At 67.7% G+C, this 14510-nt stretch carries 13 protein-coding genes; 10 read left to right on the top strand and 3 right to left on the bottom strand.

All coding sequences use genetic code 11. The features are described from left to right. Positions 1–157: 157 nt before the first annotated feature. The 4 genes from KA712_12410 (at position 158) to KA712_12425 (ending at position 4612) form a co-directional block, all read left to right on the top strand. The gene (locus KA712_12410) at positions 158–889 is read left to right on the top strand and encodes a bifunctional phosphoribosyl-AMP cyclohydrolase/phosphoribosyl-ATP diphosphatase HisIE (protein ID MCG5053757.1); all 732 of its coding nucleotides are present in this window, start codon (positions 158–160) and stop codon (positions 887–889) included. A 62-nt stretch (positions 890–951) separates the two neighbouring features. Beyond that, positions 952–2967, top strand: a complete 2016-nt coding sequence (locus tag KA712_12415; GenBank protein ID MCG5053758.1) for an ATP-dependent DNA helicase — start codon at positions 952–954, stop codon at positions 2965–2967. 57 nt (positions 2968–3024) lie between these two features. Next, positions 3025–3936 carry an aldo/keto reductase gene (locus tag KA712_12420; protein ID MCG5053759.1) on the top strand — a complete coding sequence of 304 codons (912 nt, stop codon included), beginning with the start codon at positions 3025–3027 and terminating at the stop codon, positions 3934–3936. 16 nt (positions 3937–3952) lie between these two features. Next, complete coding sequence (locus tag KA712_12425; protein MCG5053760.1) at positions 3953–4612, top strand: class II aldolase/adducin family protein; 660 nt, start codon at positions 3953–3955, stop codon at positions 4610–4612. Positions 4613–4649: 37 nt separating this feature from the next. On the opposite strand, the gene KA712_12430 is transcribed toward KA712_12425, so the two are convergent. Beyond that, positions 4650–5516 carry an HAD hydrolase-like protein gene (locus KA712_12430; protein ID MCG5053761.1) on the bottom strand — a complete coding sequence of 289 codons (867 nt, stop codon included), beginning with the start codon at positions 5514–5516 and terminating at the stop codon, positions 4650–4652. A 27-nt stretch (positions 5517–5543) separates the two neighbouring features. Between KA712_12430 and KA712_12435 the strand changes: the two genes are divergently transcribed. The 5 genes from KA712_12435 (at position 5544) to KA712_12455 (ending at position 11890) form a co-directional block, all read left to right on the top strand. Then, complete coding sequence (locus tag KA712_12435) at positions 5544–6659, top strand: alcohol dehydrogenase catalytic domain-containing protein (protein MCG5053762.1); 1116 nt, start codon at positions 5544–5546, stop codon at positions 6657–6659. Between the two features lie 56 nt (positions 6660–6715). Further along, a complete protein-coding gene (locus KA712_12440; GenBank protein ID MCG5053763.1) occupies positions 6716–7237 on the top strand; it encodes an acyltransferase in 522 nt (173 codons plus the stop codon). Further along, positions 7234–7950, top strand: a complete 717-nt coding sequence (locus KA712_12445; GenBank protein MCG5053764.1) for a glycosyltransferase family 2 protein — start codon at positions 7234–7236, stop codon at positions 7948–7950. The genes KA712_12440 and KA712_12445 overlap by 4 nt, the downstream gene beginning before the upstream one ends. A 105-nt stretch (positions 7951–8055) precedes the next feature. Then, positions 8056–9750, top strand: a complete 1695-nt coding sequence (locus KA712_12450; protein ID MCG5053765.1) for a DUF2341 domain-containing protein — start codon at positions 8056–8058, stop codon at positions 9748–9750. Further along, a complete protein-coding gene (locus tag KA712_12455; protein ID MCG5053766.1) occupies positions 9704–11890 on the top strand; it encodes a hypothetical protein in 2187 nt (728 codons plus the stop codon). Before KA712_12450 ends, KA712_12455 begins: the two co-directional genes overlap by 47 nt. On the opposite strand, the gene KA712_12460 is transcribed toward KA712_12455, so the two are convergent. Further along, positions 11850–12710, bottom strand: a complete 861-nt coding sequence (locus KA712_12460; GenBank protein ID MCG5053767.1) for a phytanoyl-CoA dioxygenase family protein — start codon at positions 12708–12710, stop codon at positions 11850–11852. The genes KA712_12455 and KA712_12460 overlap by 41 nt on opposite strands. Before the next feature lie 55 nt (positions 12711–12765). Between KA712_12460 and KA712_12465 the strand changes: the two genes are divergently transcribed. Further along, the gene (locus tag KA712_12465) at positions 12766–13638 is read left to right on the top strand and encodes an AraC family transcriptional regulator (GenBank protein MCG5053768.1); all 873 of its coding nucleotides are present in this window, start codon (positions 12766–12768) and stop codon (positions 13636–13638) included. Positions 13639–13655: 17 nt separating this feature from the next. Here the strand turns inward: KA712_12465 and KA712_12470 are convergent, their stop codons facing one another. Beyond that, positions 13656–14507, bottom strand: a complete 852-nt coding sequence (locus KA712_12470) for a helix-turn-helix transcriptional regulator (protein MCG5053769.1) — start codon at positions 14505–14507, stop codon at positions 13656–13658. Between the last annotated feature and the right edge of the window lie 3 nt (positions 14508–14510).

Here is a 14510-nt window from a genome sequence, read left to right on the forward strand (position 1 = left end):
GTAAGCAAAAGTACGGATATGTAGGACAAATGTATACCCATGCCCCCGGTTGTCAAATCAAGGGCCTGCGGGCCGTGCCCCCGCCGCGGCGACGAGGTCGAAAAATCGGGCGCCAGGGTTGCGCCCGGCGTGCATTTCAGGGAAACCACGGGCCGTCATGACCCGCTTGCCCTCGAAGACCCCTCCCCTGCTCTCGCCCCCGGGCGCTGACGCCCTGGTGAACGCCGTGCGCTTCGACGCACAGGGATTGGTGGTGGTCACCGCCCAGGACGGCACGACGGGCCTTGTCTGCATGCAGGCCTACGCAAACGCAGAAGCCCTGCGCCACACGGCGCGGACGGGGCGCGCCACCTTCTTCAGCCGCTCGCGGCAAGAGCTCTGGGAAAAGGGGCTGACCTCGGGCAACGGCCTGCCGGTACGCGAGATCCGCCTCGACTGCGACGGCGACGCCGTGTTGTACGTGGTGTCCCCCGAGGGCCCTTCGTGCCACACGGGCGCGCCCTCGTGCTTTTTCCGCACGGCGCGAGACGAGGGTCTGGTCGACACGTCGGAGACAGTCGAAGCCCCCGCGGCGGTGCTTGCGCGCGTGGCCGACGTGATTCGCGCCCGCCGGGCGGCCACCGCCGAAAAATCCTACGTGGCATCGCTGCTCACGAAGGGCTTGCCGAAGATCATCGAGAAGATTTACGAAGAAGCGGGTGAGCTGGCCGAGTCTTTGCCCACGGACGACCGCGCGCATACGGCCCACGAAGCCGCTGACCTCATCTTTCACGTGATGGTGGGGCTGGAAGCGGCCGGCGTGCCGATCGACGATGTGTTTAGCGAGCTGCGACGCCGCTTTGGCACCTCCGGGCACGTGGAAAAAGCCAGCCGCCCCCCGAAGGCGTAACGTTCGGTGCCGCAAGCGGTTCGTGCGGCAGATGCGGCCTGCTGCTAACGTGGCCGGCGCGCATGCTAGCGGATGTGGCGGCCTTCACCCTGGGTCCGAGCGGCCCCTTGGCCGACGAGTTGCCGGGTTACGAACCCCGCCCTGGCCAGGTGGCGATGGCCCGCAGGGTGGCTCACGCGCTCGAGTTCGACGAACGTTTGCTGTGCGAAGCCGGTACGGGCACGGGCAAGACCCTGGCTTATCTGGTGCCCGCGATCCTCTCGGGCCGCAAGGTGGTGATCGCCACCGGAACCAAGACGCTGCAAGACCAGATCGCCCGCATCGATCTGCCGCGCCTGGCGCGCACGCTGCCCGATCGGTTTTCGTTTGCCGTGATGAAGGGGCTTTCGAATTACGTGTGCCTGCGGCGCTTTTACGACCATGAACGGCAGGCCCTGCTGCCGGGCACCGTGGACCCCCTGGTGGCGAGGCTTGGCACCTTCATCACCGAGACCGAGACCGGCGATCGCGCCGACCTCGACGGCGTGGCGGATGACGCCCCGATCTGGCGGGAGGTGACCGCGACCCCCGAAACGCGGCTGGGCTCGCGCTGCCGCTACTACGATTCCTGCTTCGTCACCCGCATGCGCGATCGCGCCACGGGGGCACAGATCGTGCTCACCAACCATCACCTGTTCTTCGCCGACCTGGCGCTGCGCAGCCGCTGGCCGGATGCCCAAGTGCTGCCGCCCTACGAGGCCGTGATCTTCGATGAAGCTCACCAGATCGAGGAGGTGGCCACGGAGTTCTTCGGCTTGCACGTGTCCACATCGCGCCTCGCAGCCCTGGCCCGCGATCTCGGGCGGGCCAAGGCCCCCGCGGCCGCTGCCGACCGGCTGGCCCGCTTGGCGCATCACCTGGCGATGGGCGCCGACGATTTCGCCACGGCGATGCGGCGCCGCCTGCCCGCGCCGAAGACCGGCGGCGACGAGGTGCGGGTGCCCTTGCCCGACGATCTCTTTTCCGCCCGTGACGAGGCGGGTCCCTATGGACGGTACCTGGCTCTCGACACCGTGCTCGAAGAAGCCGCCGCGCTCCTGACCCGGGTGTCCGAATACGGTGTGCCGGAAGCCGACGGCATCTCCCGCCCGCCCAGCGCCGACGTGGCCGCCGCACTCGGCGGGCTTTCGCGCCGGGCCGTGAGCGCCCGCGACGAGCTGAGCGCGCTGGTGGACACGCAGGCCAAGGATCGCATCCGGTGGGTCACCGCTTCGTCCCGCAATGTGGCGCTGCGGGCCTCGCCCATCGACGTGGCGCCCGTGTTGAGCCGCTTTTTCGACAGCCACCCGGGCCCTCTCGTGTTCACGTCCGCCACCCTCTCCGTCGGCCAGGACTTCACGTACGTGCAGCGGCGGCTCGGCCTGTCCGACACAGCCGATGAAGCCATGTTCCCGTCGCCGTTCCGCTACCACGAACAGGCGCTCGTCTACCTGCCTGCCGATCTGCCGGACCCGATCGCCGCGAGCTACACGCAGGCCGCAGCCGAACGTATGTTGGCGCTCTGCGAGGCCGCGCGCGGGCGGGCCTTGCTGCTCTTCACCAGCTTTCGCAGCTTGCGCGCCACCGAGGCTCTCTTTCGCGCGCACGGAGGGTTTCCCCTGCTGGTGCAGGGGGAGCGCCCCCGGCACGCCCTGCTCGACGCGCTAAGAACGAACGTGGGCTCCGTGCTGCTGGCCACCCAGGGGTTCTGGGAAGGCGTGGACGTGCCGGGCGAGGCGCTGTCGCTCGTGGTGATCGATAGGCTGCCCTTCGCCGTGCCCGACGACCCGCTCACGGCCGCACGCATCGAACGGATCCGCGAGGAACACGGCGATCCCTTCGCGTCGTACCAGCTGCCGCGCGCTGCGCTCTCCTTGCGCCAGGGCTTTGGACGCCTCATTCGCACGGGCGCCGATCGGGGCGTGGTGGCCATCCTCGACGGCCGCATCACCCGCAAGAGCTACGGGGCCACGCTGCTGGGCAGTTTGCCGCCCGAGTGCCCGCGGACGGAGGAGCTCGAGGATGTTTACGCGTTCTTCGGCACACCCTTTCCCCGCTGAAGAAGCGCGCGCCGACGGGCGTTGCGCGGCCCCTCCCCGATCGGGCAGCATGCACAGATGATCCCTCACGTCACCCTGGCCCCGGGCGGCCCCACCGTGTCACGCATCGTCTACGGCACCTGGCGCTTGCTCGCCGAGCCCGCGCTGGCCACACCGCAGGCCATCGCCGCGCGCCTGGCCCTGTGCGCCGAGGTTGGCATGACCACCCTCGACACCGCCGAGGTCTACGGCGGCTACACGGTGGAGGAACGCCTCGGCGAGGCGCTCAAGCTGGTGCCGCAGCTCAAAAGCAGATTCCAGATCGTCACCAAGTTTGGCATCTACGTGCCGAACGAGCGCCACCCAGAGCGGAAAACCGCATTTTACAATGCCTCGGCCGAGCGCATCGAAAAGAGCGTGGACAAGTCGCTGCGGCTGCTCGGCGTCGAGAGCCTCGAGCTCGTGCTCGTGCATCGCCCCGATTGGTTCACGGCCGCGGAGGACACCGCGCGGGGGCTCGAAAAGGTGGTGGCGGCGGGCAAGGTCAAACACGTGGGGGTCTCCAACTACACGACGTCACAATTCGACCTCCTGCAGTCCCGGCTCGCTTTGCCGCTGGTTACGCACCAGATCGAGTTCAACCCCTTTCGCATGGATGCGCTTTACGACGGCACCCTCGACCAGTGCCAGCAGCGGGGCATCAGGCCCATGGCCTGGTCGCCGCTCGGCGGCGGGCGGCTCTTCACCGACGAATCTGCGGCTCTGCGCGTGCGCGAGGTCTGCGCCGCTTTGTCAGAGACCTATGCCGGCGCCTCCGTCTCGGCACTGGTGCATGCGTGGGTCATGAGCCACCCCGCGGGCGCCGTGCCCGTGATCGGCACCAACAAGGCCGAGCGCATCCGCGATCTGGCGGGCGCTGCCGCCCTCAAGCTCGACCGGCGCGATTGGTACGCCGTGTGGCAAGCCGCCGAGGGACGCCGCATTCCCTGACGACGAAAAAACTCCCATGGAACACGCCGAACTTCGAAACGAAATCGTCTCCGTTTGCCTGAAGCTGACCCCGTCGGGCCTCTCCCGCGGCACGAGCGGCAACGTCAGCGCCCGCGCCACCCACGAGGGGCGCGACGGCTACTGGATCACGCCCTCGGGCGTTCCCTACGAGGCGCTCACCCCCCAAAGCCTTCTGTGGCTCGCGCTCGAGGACACGCCCGACGAAGACGCGTTTCCCCGCCCGAGCAGCGAATGGCGCTTTCACCGCGACATCTACCGGGCCCGTCCCGATGCGCAGGCGGTGGTGCACGCGCACCCGCCGTTTGCCACGGCACTGGCCTGCGGGCGGCGCGCGATCCCGGCGTTTCACTACATGGTGGCGGCCGCCGGTGGCCACGATCTGCGCTGCGCCGACTACGCCACCTTTGGCACCCAGGAGCTGTCGGACGCGATCCTCCGCGCGCTCGCAGGGCGCACGGCCTGCCTCATCGGCAACCACGGCATCGTGGCGCTGGGCGCGCATCTACAGGCGGCGTTCAACCTGGCCGTGACCGTGGAGGACCTGGCCGAGCAGTACGTACGCGTGCTGCAGATGGGAGAGCCGGTGCTGCTGCCGGACGACGAGATGGACCGGGTGCTCGAAAAGTTCAAGACCTACGGCCGCAAAAAAGTCTGAGGCGAGGTTGAGGGCAGACGCGAGCGGGCCCCGAGCTTCAAAGCCGCTCCACCACATGCGTGGGCTGTGCTTCGGCGTGTGCCAGCTCGGCAAGCCGGGAGACCCCCGTCAAGAGCAGCGCCGAAGCGATCCCAGCCCGGGTGGCTCCCAGAATGTCGGTGGCCAGCTGATCGCCCAGCATGAGGATGCGCGCCTTCGGCACGGCGCCGCCCACCTTTTCGAGGCCCGCCTCGAAGATCGGCAGATAAGGCTTGCCGAGCGGCACGAAGCGTTGAGAGCCGCTGGGATCGCGCAAACGCAACACCGCCTCCACGGCGGCGGCAATGGCGCCGGCGGTAAGACCAAAGCCGCCCGTGCGGGGGAACACCAGATCCGGGTTGGGCAGCAAGAGGCGGGTGGTCTGCCCGTGCTCCAGGCGATGGAGCAACACGGTGATCACCTCGTTCATCGTCTCCAAAAAGGGATAGCCATAATCGTCCGCCAGCACGCACACGGTGGCCGATCGATCGTCGGGGGGTGCCACGATCCCCCCAGCAGCTTCCACGTAGGCGCGTGAGTCGTCTGTGCCGAGCACGATGCAACGTTGTCCCACGAGCCCCTCGCGCTGGAACGTGCGGCCGAGCAAGCTGCCTGACGTGATGATCCGCTCCCGCGCCACGGGAAGGCCGAAGCCGGTGTAGCGTTTCCAGGTGGTGTCGATCGAGCGAGACGCATCGTTCGAGAGCAGCCAGTAAGGCTTGCCCCGCTCTGCGAGGGATTCGAGAAACGTGGCGGCCCCGGGCAGGGCGCCGTTCGAGTTCACCAGCACGCCGTAGGCGTCGAGAAAAAACACGTCGTAGCGCGCGAGCAAGGCCTCGATACGCGGCAAGACGTCGGGGGCAGGGGCGCCGTGACCGTTCGACATGCGCCCACGTATAGCAGCCGGGCGCGCGTGAGACCCAGGAACGGCCTTGCCCAGTCGCGCGTCTTGGGGGAAACCTTCCACATGGACGCGGTGGTCATGTCAGCCGAGGGCGAGGTCGAGGTGCGGCAGTGCCCCGAACCGCACACGGTGGCGGCCAGCGACGCCGTGGTGAAGGTGACCTTGGCCGGAATTTGCGGTTCGGACCTGCACATCGTGGCCGGCCGCGATCGGGGCTGTCGCATGGGCACCATCATGGGACACGAGTTCGTGGGGGTGGTGACCGAGGTGGGATCCCAGGTCGCCCGGTTTCGCCCGGGCGATCGCGTGGTGGCGCCCTTCACGGTGAACTGCGGCCAGTGCTTTTTTTGCCAGCGGCGTCTGCCCGCCCGCTGTGAGCGCTCGGCCGGTTTTGGTTTCGTCACCTCCGAGGGGCGAGGCCTCGAAGGCGCCCAGGCCGAGTTCGTGCGCGTGCCCTTCGCCGACACGTCGCTGCTGGCGCTGCCCGATCGCGATCATGCCGGGGCGCCCTTCGAGGACCAAGACGCGCTTTTTCTCGGCGACATTCTCTCCACCGCTTACGGCGCGGCGGACGCGGCCTGCATCGTGCCGGGCGATGTGGTGGCCGTGGTGGGCTGTGGCCCCGTGGGGCTTTTGGCCATTCAGGCCGCCGAGCTCTTTCAGCCCGCGTGCGTGGTGGCGGTCGACCCCTGCGCCTACCGGCGCGACAAAGCCGCCGCGCTGGGGGCCCTGCCCTGCCCGCCCGAACAGGCGCGGGCCCTGTGCGACGACCACACCCACGGCCGCGGCGCCGATGCGGTGATCGAGGCGGTGGGCACCGAAGGCGCCCTCACCCGCGCGCTGTCGCTGATGCGCCCAGGCGCCATCGTGTCCATCGCCGGGTACCACACCGCCGATACCTTCTCGTTGCCGATCCAGACCGCCTACGACCTCAACTTGACCTTGAAGGTGGGGAGGGCGAACGCCCGGGTGCACATGGAGACGTTGTTGCCAAAAGTTCTAGCGGGCATCTTCAGACCCCGCGCGATCATCAGCCACGTTTTGCCGTTGCGACAAGCGGTGTACGGCTACGAGATCTTTCGCGAACGGCGCGACAACGCCATCAAGGTCCTGCTGACCCCCTGAGGGGCGAAATTCGCGCGGCGGCGCAAGGGGCGCGATAATCGGGCGGGCCCTCACACATGTCTGCACGCAACCGCTCCCACGGCACAGGTCAGTGGCAACCCGGCGATTTCCGCCGTCTGGGGCCAGACTGCGTGTTCGAGGCGGGCGCCCTGGTGTTTCACCCCGAAACCATTTCGCTCGGCCGCAACGTGTACGTGGGGCACCAGAGCATCCTCAAGGGCTACTTCAAGAACGAAATGACCATCGGTGACGAGACCTGGATCGGGCAGCAGTGCTTTCTTCACAGCGCCGGCGGCCTCTTCATCGGCAACGCCGTGGGCATCGGACCCGGCGTGAAGATCATCACCTCCACCCACCAGGAGGCAGGTCGCGCGGTGCCCGTGCTGCAAGCGCCTTTGTCGTTCGCCCCCGTGCACATCGACGACGGGGCGGACCTTGGCGTGGGTGCGATCGTGCTGCCGGGGGTCCGCATCGGCGCCGGTGCGATCATCGGTGCAGGCGCCGTGGTGACCCACGATGTGCCCGCCTACGCCGTGGCGGCGGGTGTGCCCGCGCGGGTGACGAGGCTGCGGCCGTGAGCGCAGAAGGCCTGCCCGCGTCCGAGCCCCTCACGCTGATCGTGTTCGCGTTCAACGAGAGCAGCAACGTGGACACGGTGCTGCCCCCCATCCGCGACTGGCTGGCCGCCCGCAGCCCCACGGGCCAGCTGCTCTTCATCGACGACGGCAGCACGGACGACACGGCCGCGCGCGCCCAGGCCGTGCTCGCCGGCACCCCGGGGGCCGCCGTGTTGACGCACCCGAAGAACCGCGGCATCGGCGCCGCGCTGAAGACAGGCGTGCGCGCCGCCACCGGCACGTGGGTCACCTTTTTGCCCTGCGATGGCCAGATCGCCCCCGAAGCGCTCGACGCGCTCCTCACCAGGGCCGCGCACACGCAGGCCTCACTCGTCTTCTCCGTCTACCTGGATCGCAACGATGGTCTGCGCCGCACGCTCCTGTCGGCGGGCATCCGTGGCCTCATCCGGGCCGCCTTCGGAGTGAGCCTCGCCAGCGATGGTCCCTATCTCTTCAAGCGCTCGCTCTTCGACCCGGACGCGCTGCCTCCCGATTCATTCTTCCTCAACTTCGAGTTTCCCATCCGGGCCCTGCGCCGTCGCCAGCCCTTCGAGGTCGTATCGATTCACTGCCGCCCCCGTCACGCAGGGGTGAGCAAGAGCACTGGCTGGAGACGCATCCTGGGCGTGGCGCGGGATCTGGTCGACCTGCGGGTGAGGATGTGGCGCGAGTAGCCGCGCAGGCACACCGCCCCTCAAGTTCGTCGACCTGGGCGCCGATGGCTCCGAGCAAGCCTGATACCGCCTCGACACCGCATCGTCGAGCGGCTCTCGTTCATCATGACGCGCCTTGCAGGGTTCATCTCGTGTGTGGGGCTCATGCTCTTCATGGGCAGCGCGAGGGCCTCATTCTCTTACCGGAAGAGCGTCACCATCGATCGCTCGAAGGCCGGAGACGCAGGCACCACCACGCTCTCGGCGTTCCCGATGTTCTTCAAGGTCACGGATGCCGACCTACGGTCCACGGCCAACGGCGGCGACGTGCAAAGTGCCAACGGCTACGACATCATCTTTCGCGCCCTGGACAGCGCAACGTGTGGCGGCCCCTCCACCTGTGAACTGCCGCATCAGATCGAGCGCTACGACGCCAGCACGGGGGACCTCGAAGCCTGGGTGACGATCCCGGTTCTGAACGGCCCCAGCGCCGCATCGGACACGGTGATTTACGTCTACTACGGCAACGCCGACATCGTGTCGTCCACGGAGCAAGCCAGCTCGGTCTGGGCTGACGGGTACAGGGCCGTTTACCACTTCAACGAGACCACCGGCGGCACGGGCGCGGTACGGGATTCGACGAGCCATGCCAACCACTTGACCGATGTCAACGGGCCCACCCTGGGAGGCACAGGGTTTTTGGGGCCCGGGATCCAGCTCGATGGCGCCAACGACTACCTCGAGGCCCCCACCTCGAGCTCTCTCGAGATCACGGGCAGCATCACCCTGTCGATGTGGGTCAACTTAAGTTCCACGTCCGAGCCTCAAATTGGCGTGACGAAACCCCCAAGCGACACTTCACACGTGTCACGGTATCACAACTACTCCCTTCACTTTCTCCGCGTCAGCTCGACCTCGTTTCGCCCGCGCTTTTATTTGACGCTCGGAGGGAACGCCCGCTCGACCTCGACGTCGACCACGATGTCCACCGGCTCTTGGACCCATGTCGCGGGCACCTACGATGGCACGACCTTGCGCGTGTACCAAAACGGAGTCTTGCGAGGCAGCCTGAGCAACTCGGGCGCGATCTTGAACTCGCAAAAAAAATTGAGGATTGGAACGAACGGCTCCGGCTCCAGCGAGTTTTTGGCCAACAAGCTCGATGAGCTCAGGATCTGCGCGTGCACCCGGTCTGCGGGCTTCATCGTCGCAGAATTCAACAACCAGAGTGCACCGTCTTCCTTCTATGCCGTGGGCAGCGAAAGCGGCCCCGGGGTGCTCTCGGCCGTGCACTACGAGACGGGCCACGCCCAGCGGATGCCAGACGGGGCCGTCCGCGTGACCTGGCGAACGGGCTGGGAACACGAGACCCTGGGGTACCGCATGTATCGGCTCGCCCCCGACGCGTCTTGGGTGCGGGTGACGCCCGCTTTGATTCCTGGGCCTCTGCTCGGGGGAAGCGGGCCGCTTTACGAAGCCTTCGATCACAGCCCCGGGCCGCCGGGGAACCGCTACGTCGTCGAAGACGTGGATGCCCATGGCGTGGCGACCCGGCATGCGCCCCTCGACATCGAGACGCTGGCACCCCCGCGCATCCCTGCCGCCCTCCGGGAGCCCCACAATCCACGCCTTGGCGGTGGGTCACGTTGCCCCCCTCGAAGACACCCTCGCCGAAGGGTCTGCCCCGAAGCGAAATTCCGCCCTGGCGACCCGCCCCTGGGTGGCGCCCCCGGGAGCCCTGGCGCTCCCTGTGTCCCGCAGCGGCTGGCAACGCGTGGGATACGCAGCGCTCGTCGCGGCAGGCTGGGACCTTCGCCGTGAGCCGGGGGGCTATGGCCTTTGGCACGACGGCGCCGAGGTGCCGCTGCGGATCGTGGACGGAGGCGACGGCCGCTTCGATCCCGAAGACCACCTCGCGTTCCTGGCACAGGCCCGCGACACGCGATGGGAGGGGGAATCCGTGTACTGGCTCGGGCCGCGCGGGGGCCTTCGTCGCGTTGCCGAGGGGGACGTGCCCACCGCGTCGGGCCTCACGGGGCAAAAAAAAGCCCTCCGCGACGAGTTGAGGCAGCTTCGTCTCGAGCCCTCTTCACCCAGCTACCTTCACGCCACGCGGCTCACGGAGCGCACCCGATACCTTGCGGCCATCCTGGATGGTGAGGGCGACAACTTCTTCGGCGCCGTGCTGACCAAGCCGCCCCTCGAAAGGACGCTGCCCGTTCACCATCGCCACGCGGGTGAGGAGCGGCTCGAGGTGGTGCTGCAAGGGATCTCGCAAGGAGACCACGCGGTGGCCATCGAGCTCAACGACGTCCGGGTGGGGCAAGCCAGCTTCCGCGGCAGGGTTGCCCATACGTTCACGCAGCCGGTCGTCCTGCGCGAGGGCGACAACCTCATTCGTCTCGTACGCGCAGGTGACGAGACCGACGTGGCAGCTGTGTCGAGTCTGACGCTTGTTTACCGGCATCGCCTCGTCGCTGATGACGACCATCTCACGTTCAGCGTTCCCGGTGGGCGTACGGTAACCCTGCACGGGTTTTCGTCTCGCAACGTCGAGGTCATCGACATCACGAGCCCCGACGAGCCCGTGTGGCTGGACACGCGCAGCGCACGTCTTTCCTCCCGGGGCCACGCGGTCGAGGTCACGATCCCGGGGGCGGGGACACGCCACGTTCTCGCCACCGCGCGGCCCTTCGAGCTTCGGGACGCCCGGTCCGTGACAGCGTCCACGGCGCTCGAGGCGGGCGAGGGCGCCCACGTGGTGATGATCGGCCCGGCGGCCCTGGCACCTGCCATGGAGCGGCTTGCCGAGCAACGCCGACGCGAAGGCTTGCTCGTTCGTGTCGAGGACGTCCGCACGCTCTACGAGCAATTCGCCTACGGCCACAAAACACCCTGGGCGGTTCGCAACTTCCTGCGCTGGGCCGGCGAGACGTGGCCCACGCCGCCCCGCTACGTCGTGCTCTTTGGGGACGCAAGCTTCGATCCGCGTGACCGCCTGGCCAAAGGCCAGGGCGATCTCGTTCCCACATTATTCTTCGACGCCCCGACCATGGAGACCGCGACCGATGAGCTGTTCGGCGACCTCGACGGCGATGGCCGCGGCGATGTGGCCGTGGGACGGTTGCCTGCCCGCACGCTCGAACAGGCCGAGGTGATGGTGAGCAAGGTGCTTGGCTTTTCGCCAGAGGCGGCGGCCCCGCTCAATGACCTTCTGCTCGTGGCAGGCTGGGACGGCTCGTCCCTCGATTTTCCCCGGCTGTCCGCGTCCGTGGGGGCGAGCGCGCCCGCGGCCGCCCGAAAGGAGAGTCTGGTGGTGACCCCCGAGCTCTACGATACGGCGCGCGCGCGCTTCGGCGAGGCGCTGTCGCGCAGCCCGAAGGTGGTCAACTACTTCGGCCACGGTTCGACCGGAACCTGGAGCGGCACGGGGTTCATGACGAGCGCCCAGGCCAGGGAACTGGTCAACGAAAAGCCCCCCGTCTTTTCGCTCATGACCTGTCTCAACGGCATGTTTCAGGATGTCTTCAGCGAGAGCTTGGCCGAGTCTCTTCTGCAAGCACCTCTAGGGGGAGCCGTGGCGGTGTTGTCCTCGTCGACTCTGACCGAGCCCGTTTCACAAGCGGAGCTCGCGCGGGGCTTCGTGGGCGCGGCGCTCGGCGGCACGGCGCCTCGTTTGGGGGACGCGGTGCTTGCCGGCAAGGAGCGCATCGGCCCCGGGGGGGTGCGGCTTTCGTGGAACCTGCTGGGAGATCCGTCGATGCCCTTGCTGCCTGCCTCTTCGCGGCTCATGAAAGAAGCCCTCCCCGCGCCGCAGGCCGGGCCTGGGTGTGCTTACGCGCGGGGTGATGCGACCGGCGGGGCGACAGTGGGATTGTTGATGCTGCTCGGGCTGTGGAGGCGCCGGCAGCGGGCGCGGCTCAGTGCCCGCGCCGGATGCGGTGGGCGCGCGCCTCGATGAGATCCGGCCGTGGCACGTTTGGATCTCCGTAGCGATTGCCCGCCCGATCTTGCCCGTGTGCCAGATAGATCTGGTGATAGTTCCCGGCCTCCGCGTTGTACTTCGTGGCCGCGCTGATGAAGCGCATGGTGTAGCCGCATCGCCTGCGCGCGCTGCGGTTGGCTTCGCTGCCGTGGAACAGCACGGCATCGTGCAGGCTGGCGTGGTTCGGCAACAACGTACAGGTGACCGCCCGCGCTTCGGCTTCGTCGAGATACCTGCGGCTGATCTCTTTCGGGAAGGTATTGATGGTGAGGTCGGCATCTTCGTAGCCCACGTCCCCGTTCGTGTGGGTCCGGGGGACGACCCGCATGGCCCCGTTGCCGTCGTCACTGGGGTCGATGGCCAGCCACACGGTCACCACCTCCATGGGCGAAAGCAGGTGGCGCCAGTAAAACGAGTCTTGATGCCAGGGCACGCGCTTGCCATCTGCCGCAGGCTTGCAGATGAAGTGACTCGAGAACAAGGCCACGTCGTTTCCCAAAAACGGGGTAACCAACGACAGCACGGAGGGGTGAAACAGAAACTCGAACAGCTCGGGGTGGACGAGGTGCGGAACGTCCAGATCTTCGGGGCGCTTATCTTCGGGCAGGTCTGCCAGGATCGACTCGAAGGTGCGACAAAGCCGCGCGAACGCGTCGTCGGGCAGCACGGGCTCTGGAACGATGAGGTAGCCCTCCCGCCTATAGGTCTCGACCTGGGTGAGGCTGAGCCGTGCTGGAAGGCGTTGCGTTCCGTTGATATCTTGCAAGGACGCGCCGTTCGTTTCGATCTGACTCATGCCCTATAATCTCGCATGGAGAGTTCGAAACGTCGTGTCCCTGGAAGCTCATGCTATGTCCTCCATTGATGTGCCCTACCGTTTGCAGCTGTCCACGCTCGTGCACGCGCCGGCCGTCTGCCACGTCGCGGCCCGCACCATCGCCCCCGGCCACACGCCCCCGCTGCACACCCACGACTTTCCAGAAATCTTCTGGATCGAGGCGGGCCGGGGGGCGCACGTGCTCGGCAGCGGCAAGGAGGCCCTGGTCCGCGGAACCCTCGTGTTCGTGGCGCCCGAGGACGTGCACGGGTTCGAGACGGCCGGCCCCGAGGGGTACGCCCTCTTCAATCTCGCCTTTTCGCGGCAGCACTGGCGCGCCTTCTGGAAACGCTACGCTCCACCGGGGGCGCTGGATCTCTGCGCGGCCGAGACGCCCCGCGCGGCGCGCACCTTTCGCCTGGAGGACGGCGAACTGGCCCAGCTCAAGTTGTTCTCGCACGAGCTGCGCCAGGGGCAGCGCACACGCGCAGCGCTCGATCGGTTCCTGCTGAACCTCCTGCATCTCGTCACCTCGCTGGCGCCCCGGGAGGGCACGCAGCAGCTGCCTCCGGTATGGTTGCGGCGCAGCGTGCGCGCGCTCGCCGAGGACGAAGACGCGCTTTGCCAGGGCACTTCTGCGCTTGTCCGCCTGAGTGGCCGTACGCCGGCCCATCTTTCGCGCGAATGCCGCCGCTGGTTCGGAAAGTCACCCACCGAGCTCGTCAACGAGCTGCGCCTCGAGCGGGCGGCCGCACGGCTCGCCGCGGGGGACGAGTCCGTGGTGAGCGTGGCCCAGGCGTTCGGTTTCTCGAACATGAGCCACTTCTACCGGCTGTTTTCACAGCGCTTCTCCACGACCCCCGCCGAACACCGCGCCGCCGCCCGCAGGGTGCTGCAACCCAGCTGAGGGGCGCGCGGGCGAACCTAACGGCCGCTGGGCTCGTTCCGCGGGGGCGGCGTGCGAAACCAGCGCTCGGTCACGTCGTCGGCCGGAAACAAAGCTTCCAGGGTCAGCTCCTCGGTGGTCAGATCGAGCGGTGTACCGATGGTCGTGAGACACGCGAACATCGTCAGCTCGTGGGCGCCGTGGCGCAGGCGCAGGGCCGCCGCCGGGGCGCCGCCCGGCTCGGGCACGGGGAGGCGTACGACGCCGGGATAGGTGCGGATCTCGTCGCGCAACGCCCGCCGTTCGTCGTCTGTGGGGTGGGCCTGGGCAGCCCGTTCGACCCGCTCGAGAAGCAAAGACGCAACCTCGGACCAGTTCACGATGTGGGGCCTCAGCCCCTCGGGATGCAGCGTGGCCTTGACCAAATTCGCGGTAACCCCTGCCGGCACCCGTGAAGCGTCGAGGAAGGTATCGAGAAGCCTGCGGGCGCCGTCGTTGACCCGCAGCACGTTCCAGCATCGGTCGATCGCCAGGGCCGGATAAGGAGACTGCTGTGCGAGCAGAAGGTCCACCGCCCGGTTCACGGAGGCCATCGCCTGCGCGTGAAGCGGGGTGGCTGCGTAAACGCCCGCAAAGCCCGCGCTGACCAGCAGCGTGTTGCGCTCGCGCAGCGCGAGGCTCAGCACATCCGACAAGCGCAGCACCATCGCGCGGCTTGGCTGCGCTTTGCCGGACTCGAGGCAACTGACGTGTCTCGACGAGACGTTGGCAGCAAAACCCAAACGTTCCTGGCTCCACCCGAGAACCCGTCGATGCCCCCGAAGACGCTCACCAAACGAGGGGGTGCTTCCAGACTCGGCCGAGATGACCTCCGAGGTCATGGACTTCATGAG

The sequence above is a fragment of the Myxococcales bacterium genome, assembly GCA_022184915.1.
Lineage (GTDB): Bacteria > Myxococcota_A > Polyangia > Fen-1088 > Fen-1088 > JAGTJU01.

Bases quoted from the DNA above. Each gene is read 5' to 3' on its own strand.
- KA712_12430 (MCG5053761.1), bottom strand. From the start codon at position 5,516: ATGTCGAACGGTCACGGCGCCCCTGCCCCCGACGTCTTGCCGCGTATC.
- KA712_12440 (MCG5053763.1), top strand. From the start codon at position 6,716: ATGTCTGCACGCAACCGCTCCCACGGCACAGGTCAGTGGCAACCCGGC.
- KA712_12450 (MCG5053765.1), top strand. From the start codon at position 8,056: ATGACGCGCCTTGCAGGGTTCATCTCGTGTGTGGGGCTCATGCTCTTC.
- KA712_12470 (MCG5053769.1), bottom strand. From the start codon at position 14,507: ATGAAGTCCATGACCTCGGAGGTCATCTCGGCCGAGTCTGGAAGCACC.
- KA712_12460 (MCG5053767.1), bottom strand. From the start codon at position 12,710: ATGAGTCAGATCGAAACGAACGGCGCGTCCTTGCAAGATATCAACGGA.
- KA712_12410 (MCG5053757.1), top strand. From the start codon at position 158: ATGACCCGCTTGCCCTCGAAGACCCCTCCCCTGCTCTCGCCCCCGGGC.
- KA712_12420 (MCG5053759.1), top strand. From the start codon at position 3,025: ATGATCCCTCACGTCACCCTGGCCCCGGGCGGCCCCACCGTGTCACGC.
- KA712_12415 (MCG5053758.1), top strand. From the start codon at position 952: ATGCTAGCGGATGTGGCGGCCTTCACCCTGGGTCCGAGCGGCCCCTTG.
- KA712_12465 (MCG5053768.1), top strand. From the start codon at position 12,766: ATGTCCTCCATTGATGTGCCCTACCGTTTGCAGCTGTCCACGCTCGTG.
- KA712_12425 (MCG5053760.1), top strand. From the start codon at position 3,953: ATGGAACACGCCGAACTTCGAAACGAAATCGTCTCCGTTTGCCTGAAG.